Below are 4659 nucleotides of genomic sequence, written 5' to 3' on the forward strand. Positions count from 1 at the left end.
CGCTACTATATCTAGTTTTTCATAGGGGTAGGGCATATCAAAGTAGCGTTCCATTGCATCTAAAATAGCGGCAGTATTTTCAAGGGCATAGGTCATTTGTGAACCTTTGCCTTTTGTGGCGATGCCGCGCAAAGGGATCTCGCGGTCTCTCACATCTGATTTGGGAATCGCTTGATAGTCAACAATGTCCAAATCACCCACAGCAACCGCAATAAGGTAAGTGGGAAGTGGTTTGGTGGTTTGAAAGGTTAAACGCTGAAAGCCATCATCTAATGCTTGATGTTGAATTTGTGGCGTGTTAGCGACGCCTTTATGCGCTTTTTTAACTTCTAAAGTGATATCGAAAGGTGTTTTAAATCTTGGCTCATCAAAACTTGGAAAGGCAAAACGCGCAAAAGTAGATTCAAACTGGGTGAATGCATAAGACTGCCCAGCTTCTTTTACTATATACAAGCCAGTTAAATCTTTGGCTAACTCTCCTTGGTAGGTTATGGCAATAACACCTTGCTGCGCAGGAATAGAGGTATCAGCGGTTAGTCTTACTACACCTGAGTGTCCCATTTCGTGATAATCAAGGGCAATTGAATTGCCGTCGGTACTGACAAATTCTGCTTTGCTAACCGATAAGTCTTGCCCATGTATCCATAACTCTTGGCTAGGTTTAGATAAGGTGACTTGAATGTTAGCTTGGCCACTAAAACTGCCTTCATCAGGGTTTACTCGCAATTTTAGCTTGTAATGTTGAGGTGTTAACCAAGGGGGTAATTGCCCTTGAGGAGACGCTTTTCGCTCGGCTACATCAACGCGGTCTTGCCAGTTTTGATATTGAACATAGCCAACCACGCCTAAACCAATAATAATGAGTAAGTACATGGTTCTGGATAAAAATTTCTTCATTTTGCCCTCTTTTTTTGTTCTAAGTTGAGGTAAATCCCAAGTGCTCTAGTGTGAAGTTTAATAAGATAAAAATCTATTCAAGATTTTTTGAATTAACAGCAAGTTGAATAATTATTATACACTCACCATAATAACAATAATGTTTCTTCGAAATTAAAGGTCAAGCGTAATGGCTACTCAATCTTCAGAAAGCTTGTATGTAGATTCAATTGGTTGGAAGGATATACCCAGAGACGACCCGTCTGTTATTGCGCTACGTAACAAATTGCAACAACACAATGGCATTAAAGGCTTAGACATTTTATCACCAACTGATACCAAAAGGGCTGTTGAGTTGTTTGATAGAGATGGATTTGTGGTGATTGCAGACTTTCTTAAAAATGATCAAGTAGACATGCTTGCCAAAGGATGTGAGGAAACAATAAAGGAAATTCTGGCCTTAGATGATGATCGTGAAGGCAACAGGGGCTCTCACCGGTATTCATTTGGAGGCTCTAGTTTAACAAGAAGCCGCTTGCATCCCCCCGCTTGGCAAATGTTATTAAATATTCCTGAATTACATCAAATAGTGTCGGCAATTTTTAGGTCATCTGATTATATGCTTAGAGCAGCGAGTGGCGATTTTTGCTTACCGGGAGCGGTTAATTATCAAATCTTGCATTCGGATACGAGCGATAGAACTTCAAATCCTTTCACTAAGTTCTTTTCGTTTCATGATCCTCGAGGGCAACAAACTGTTAGAGATCTTCCTTGTCCCTACCTTGCTGTTAATTTTTTACCTCAAGATGTCACATCTTTAAATGGCCCAACAAGGCAAATTCCCGGCACACAAAATTCGCGAGCTCGGATCCCCAACCTTGAAGAAGAGCCTGAATGGATGAGATTGAGCACGGTTTGTCCTGCCCCAGCAGGCGCTATTATGATTCGAGATGTCAGGGCATGGCATGGTGGCACGCCAAATATTTCTGAAGCAGTGCGCTCTATACCAAATCTAGAGTTTTATGCACCTTGGTATCGGGAACCTGTGACGCCAGGGATTAGCTACCAAGACTTTAAAAAGTTGAGCGAACCAGCGCAAAAGGTGGCTCGTTTTCATGTGGCAGACTCTAGCGAACATTTAGAAGTAGGCTCTATTCTTAACAACATTTTTAAATCTTAATGCAAAAACTGGTTTAGCGCCGCTATAAACCCATCGAGGTTTTCACGGTGAATATTGTGGCCACTATTTTCAACATAAGCACTTTGCATAGTGGGATTGATGGTTTTGGCTTCGGCAACTACGGCATTTGAAATGATGCCACCATTTGCTGTATCCCCATGGATCAGTAACGTAGGTACTTGAATAGATGCAATTGTTTGTTGCCAAGGTAGGTATTCGTAATGGGCTAGTACTTTGGCGTCTACCTGATGTTTTGCGATTGCCCATTGTTCAAACTCGTCTTGGTGCCAGTTCGGTGAGAGTTTTTTTCCTAGAGTTTCTATTTGCTCTAGCGTCATTGAATTAAACTTTTCAACCTGTAGTTGAAAACCGTTGATCCTTGCTTGCAGGCTTTGTTCTGACGGTTTTGGCATAAACACTGGATCTTCCAAGATAACTTTTGAAATTAAATCTGAATGTCGACTGGCTACTTTTGCCATCAAACTCGCACCCACTGAATGTCCCATTATAATGGGTTTATCGAGTTGTAATGCCTTTATCACTGCCGCCACATCATCGCCTTGGCTGTCGACAATATTTGCATCAACCCGGGCACTTAAACCATGCCCATGTGTATCTAGCATGATGATATCAAAGTCAGCTTCTAAACGTTTTGCCACGCGGCTCCAACATAATCCATTATCGGTCAGCCCGTGTGCTAGCAATAGAGCTGGAAGGTTGCCACCAGTGCGATGATAAGCAAACTGAGTTTTGCCGACCTTAACACTGCCTTTAGTCCATTGATGATTCATTCTTATAGTAACAAGCATCGCCCCATAGCAATCAATAATAGCTATTTATCATTTTATTTAATGCTTAAAGTGTTACCGATAAACTAGAAATATGTTCAACTAGTCCTTATTTAATGAATGATATAATAACAATCGGAGAATTTGTATGAGTAACTATGTAAATCGCGCAATAGTGTTGGCACAAAGACCCAATGGCGAACCAGTTAATGAAAACTTTAGAATTGAAGAACAAGCGATCCCTGAACTTAAAGAGGGGGATATTTTAGTTCGCACTTTATGGTTATCGTTAGATCCCTACATGCGCCCTCGGATGAATGATATGAAGTCCTACATGGAACCTGCTCCTATTGACGGAGTGTTGGCTGCTGAAGTCGTAGGCGAAGTTGTGGAATCACGTTCCAACAAATATGCAGTGGGAGATCGCATTACTGCATATGGTGGCTGGCAAGAATATTTTGTTAAGCCTGATAACGCTCCTATGATGTACAAAATTGAAGAAATCGGCATTCCATTGCAGGCCTACCTTGGGGCTGCAGGAATGACTGGCCGAACTGCATACTTTGGGTTACATGAACTAGGCAAACCACAAAAAGGTGAAACTTTGGTTGTCTCGGCGGCTTCAGGTGCTGTGGGTGGTATTGTAGGACAAATTGGCAAGATGCTTGGTTGTAGAGTCGTTGGTGTTGCGGGTGGCAGCGAAAAATGCAAGTTTGTAGTGGAAGAACTAGGCTTTGATGCTTGTGTTGATTATAAAGCGGGTAATCTCGAACAGGATTTACAACAAGCCTGTCCTGATGGTATCGACATTTATTTCGAAAATGTAGGTGGCGCCGTTACTAGAGCAGTAGCAACTCTTATGAATCCAGGATCAAGAGTGCCAATTTGTGGTTATGTATCAAATTATAACGATACTGACATGAGTAAAATCCAAACCCCGCAGGAAATTCTTGCTGCGTCTCCTAATCCGCCAGCCGCTAAGTTTTTTGTAGTGACCGAATGGCAAGATCAACATCAAGCTACCACTCAGAAATTAGCCCAATGGATCAAAGATGATAAATTGGTTTATCGTGAATCCATAGCAGAAGGGCTCGATCAAACGATATCAGCCTTTCAAGGTATGTTGAAAGGGAAAAACTTTGGTAAGCAACTGGTACGTATTACCACTGAATAATTATCTTATTTCGCTAATAAAGGCTGTTTAGGCTGCCTCTGCTAACTCATCCAAGCAGCCTTTTATCGCTCATCTCCCTATTTAAATAGGTAAAATAAATTCTAGTTGAACAATAGTTCTTTGCATTGTTCAACTAGCTTTCCTAAAAAAAATCGTTACCCTATTTACTACTTCAATACTTTCTTAGAGTTCATATGGAATTTGCATTTATCCTGTTAGCTTTTAGCTGTGGTTTAGGCCTTAAGTTAGTTGGGCTACCACCATTGATAGGTTATTTGATTGCCGGCTTTGCATTAAATTATCTTGGCTTTCACTCTTCCGATGCGTTGCAATCTATTGCCGATTTAGGCATTACCTTGATGTTGTTTACTATCGGCTTAAAACTCAAAGTAAGTGATTTATACAAAAAGGAAGTATGGTTAGGTAGCATTGCGCACTCAGTGTTATGGATATCATTGGTTAATGTTTTATTGTTCGCAGTCTCATGGCTAGGATTGGCTACTTTTGCCGATTTAGATGGCTTTACCCAAGCCTTACTGGCCTTTTCGTTAAGTTTTAGTAGTACAGTTTGTATTGTAAAAATTTTAGAAGAAAGCGGTGAAATCAAAACTCGCCATGGCAAGCTAGCTATTGGTGTGTTG

At 41.1% G+C, this 4659-nt stretch carries 4 protein-coding genes and 1 pseudogene; 3 read left to right on the forward strand and 2 right to left on the reverse strand.

All coding sequences use genetic code 11. From position 1 onward, the window contains the following. Positions 1 to 897: pseudogene (locus Q0688_RS16830) on the reverse strand (hypothetical protein); the annotation flags it as partial. Between the two features lie 169 nt (positions 898 to 1066). On the opposite strand from Q0688_RS16830, the gene Q0688_RS16835 reads away from it, so the two are divergent. Beyond that, positions 1067 to 2056 (forward strand): phytanoyl-CoA dioxygenase family protein, encoded by a 990-nt coding sequence (locus Q0688_RS16835; protein ID WP_299079509.1) that lies wholly within the window; start codon positions 1067 to 1069, stop codon positions 2054 to 2056. Here Q0688_RS16835 and Q0688_RS16840 read toward each other — a convergent pair. Then, the gene (locus tag Q0688_RS16840; RefSeq protein ID WP_299079512.1) at positions 2053 to 2865 is read right to left on the reverse strand and encodes an alpha/beta hydrolase; all 813 of its coding nucleotides are present in this window, start codon (positions 2863 to 2865) and stop codon (positions 2053 to 2055) included. The two genes, Q0688_RS16835 and Q0688_RS16840, sit on opposite strands and share 4 nt — an antisense overlap. A gap of 127 nt (positions 2866 to 2992) precedes the next feature. On the opposite strand from Q0688_RS16840, the gene Q0688_RS16845 reads away from it, so the two are divergent. Together Q0688_RS16845 and Q0688_RS16850 are read left to right on the forward strand one after the other, a co-directional pair. After that, entirely contained in the window at positions 2993 to 4018 is a 1026-nt protein-coding gene (locus Q0688_RS16845; RefSeq protein WP_299079515.1) for an NADP-dependent oxidoreductase, read from the forward strand. Positions 4019 to 4212: 194 nt separating this feature from the next. Continuing rightward, positions 4213 to 4659 (forward strand): cation:proton antiporter (locus Q0688_RS16850; protein ID WP_299079518.1); only part of this gene is annotated, 447 nt, incomplete at its 3' end.

Origin of the sequence: uncultured Paraglaciecola sp., assembly GCF_937123705.1 — a bacterium.
Taxonomy (GTDB): Bacteria; Pseudomonadota; Gammaproteobacteria; order Enterobacterales; family Alteromonadaceae; genus Paraglaciecola.

Coding starts and splice junctions, on each gene's coding strand:
- Q0688_RS16835 (WP_299079509.1), top strand. CDS start 1,067: ATGGCTACTCAATCTTCAGAAAGCTTGTATGTAGATTCAATTGGTTGG.
- Q0688_RS16840 (WP_299079512.1), bottom strand. CDS start 2,865: ATGCTTGTTACTATAAGAATGAATCATCAATGGACTAAAGGCAGTGTT.
- Q0688_RS16845 (WP_299079515.1), top strand. CDS start 2,993: ATGAGTAACTATGTAAATCGCGCAATAGTGTTGGCACAAAGACCCAAT.